The sequence below is a fragment of the Deinococcus sp. genome (assembly GCF_018260405.1).
Classification (GTDB): Bacteria; Deinococcota; Deinococci; order Deinococcales; family Deinococcaceae; genus Deinococcus.
In genome coordinates this window covers 1-1,931 of the sequence record NZ_JAGLBG010000190.1, presented here as the reverse complement: position 1 = coordinate 1,931, position 1,931 = coordinate 1, and the positions used below count along the sequence as shown (strand labels likewise).

Here is a 1,931-nt window from a genome sequence, read left to right as displayed (position 1 = left end):
TATCCATTTGGACTGGCTTAGTTGACGTTTTTCGTGGCGTCTTACCCAAACTCGACTTCTCGTGCTGAGCAGTTACGGCAGTTGAACGACAGTTCGCCCGGACGCCCCGGCACGCTGAAGCCCTGAAAGTAATCGCCGTCGCGCTCTTGCAGCACGCCCGCTGCGACCGCCTGGCGGAACAGCGGTTCCAGGCTCGACTTGCGGCCCCAGACCATCCAGAAATGCAGAAAATCCGCAGACTCCTGCCACTGCCCGTTCTCGCTCAGGAAGGCGGCCAGCCGTGCCGTATCGACTCCGGCCAGCGTAAAGCGCAGGCTCATGGCCTGATGCACCCCATCGTTATCGCCCGCGTGAAAAGGGACGCCCGCTGCCGCTGCCACATCCGCGTCTCCGGCGGCGTCGATAAAGGCGCGGGCGCGTAGGGCTTGCAGGCCGCCTTTGTTGTGGATGACAAGGGCCGAGAGGGACGCGGCGGGCGGTGCACCGTGCGCGGCGTCCTGGCCTTGTGCCCTGTGCCCTGTACCCCCGTGTCCTGTGCCCCCGCGCCCTGGGCCATCTGCCATCACCGGAGCGACGACCCCCGTGTGATACAGCACCTCTCCGCCCGCTTCCAGCAGCATATGCTCCAGCACGAATTTTAGGCCCTCGGGGTTGAACCAGTTGTCGTTGCCCCCTGGCCCGATAGCCCCGTCGCCGCGTCCGCGCAGGCGGTGTTTGAGTTCGTCGGTCAGGCCACGGTTGTTGTTTTCGCCTGAGGAACTGTTACGCATCAGCGGCGTGACCCAGGCGTTGGTGCCTGTGCCCCCCAGACTGCCCTGCGCCTCGACCACCAGCACCCGCGCCCCGGCTCTGGCCGCGGCAATTCCGGCGATGGCGCCAGCCGTACCGCCTCCAGCCACGATCACGTCCCAATCACGTTCGACAGTCGTATACGAAAGGGTCATTGAATGCTGATTTTTCCCCAGGAGGTGCCGCTGACCAAGACCTCAAACAGATTATTCCGTGCGGGACTTCCTGGGTCGGTATAAGGGACTTTTTGCCAGCGAATATCTGCGGTGCAGACTATGCCGGGTTTTTCGGAATTTGTGCCAATGGCTCTCAGGTTCAGTTGACTGGCTGTACGGGAGACGACTTCAAGTCGGTTAAAACTGATACATCCCCCCACGATGACTTCGACGGTGATGTCAAGAGGCGCAGTGGCCTGAGCCTGCTGAGGCAACTCGACAGATTTGACTCCCAGCACCACTTCGGAGTTTTTGTTGGGTTCGGTGACCGGATCTGAGTTGCACGCCACCAGTCCAAGGATAAGGATGGACACCAGGCCAATCGATAGTTTTCGCATACGGATATTATGGGCTACCGCCTCACCCCTTGACCGCCCCCTCAAGCCCTTTCATAAAGTACTTTTGCCCGAAGGCGAACACGACCAAAATGGGAATGATCGTGATGACCGCGCCCGCCATTACTGCGCGGCTGTTGGTGCTAAAGGTTCCGGACAGTTCCAGCAGCCCCGCCGAGAGCGGCAGCATATTTTTGTCCGGCAGCATGATCCTGGCCCACAGAAAGCTGTTCCAGTACGCCACGAATTCCAGAATGGCGAACGCGGCGATGGTCGGCATAGACAGCGGTAGCATGATGCGCCGCCAGATGGTCAGTTCGCTGGCTCCGTCAATGCGGGCGGCTTCCAGCAGTTCACCCGGAATACTCAGGTAAGACTGCCGGATCAGGAACAGGCCCACGATGCTAGCAATGGTTGGCAGCACCACGGCCATGTACTGCCGTACCGTGTCGAGCACGGGGTTGCTCTGATCCAGCAGGTGCAGTTTGATGGTCGTGATGTAGTTGACGATCAACCCCGACTCGTTGGGCAGCACCATCAGCGCCAGAATCGCGTAGAAGATCAGGTCGCGGCCCGGAAAACGCATCTTGGC

3 protein-coding genes are annotated in these 1,931 nt (G+C 60.5%); all 3 read right to left on the bottom strand.

Annotated features, from left to right (window positions below):
• Positions 1 to 41: 41 nt before the first annotated feature.
• A complete protein-coding gene (locus QZ269_RS12945; protein ID WP_291427110.1) occupies positions 42 to 944 on the bottom strand; it encodes an FAD-dependent oxidoreductase in 903 nt (300 codons plus the stop codon).
• Positions 941 to 1,342: a hypothetical protein gene (locus tag QZ269_RS12940; protein ID WP_291427109.1), complete on the bottom strand. Its 402-nt coding sequence runs from the start codon at positions 1,340 to 1,342 to the stop codon at positions 941 to 943. The genes QZ269_RS12945 and QZ269_RS12940 overlap by 4 nt, the downstream gene beginning before the upstream one ends.
• A gap of 22 nt (positions 1,343 to 1,364) precedes the next feature.
• Positions 1,365 to 1,931, bottom strand: a 567-nt coding sequence (locus QZ269_RS12935) for a carbohydrate ABC transporter permease (RefSeq protein ID WP_291427108.1), incomplete at its 5' end; no start/stop codon positions are given.

Coding starts and splice junctions, on each gene's coding strand:
- QZ269_RS12945 (WP_291427110.1), bottom strand. CDS start 944: ATGACCCTTTCGTATACGACTGTCGAACGTGATTGGGACGTGATCGTG.
- QZ269_RS12940 (WP_291427109.1), bottom strand. CDS start 1,342: ATGCGAAAACTATCGATTGGCCTGGTGTCCATCCTTATCCTTGGACTG.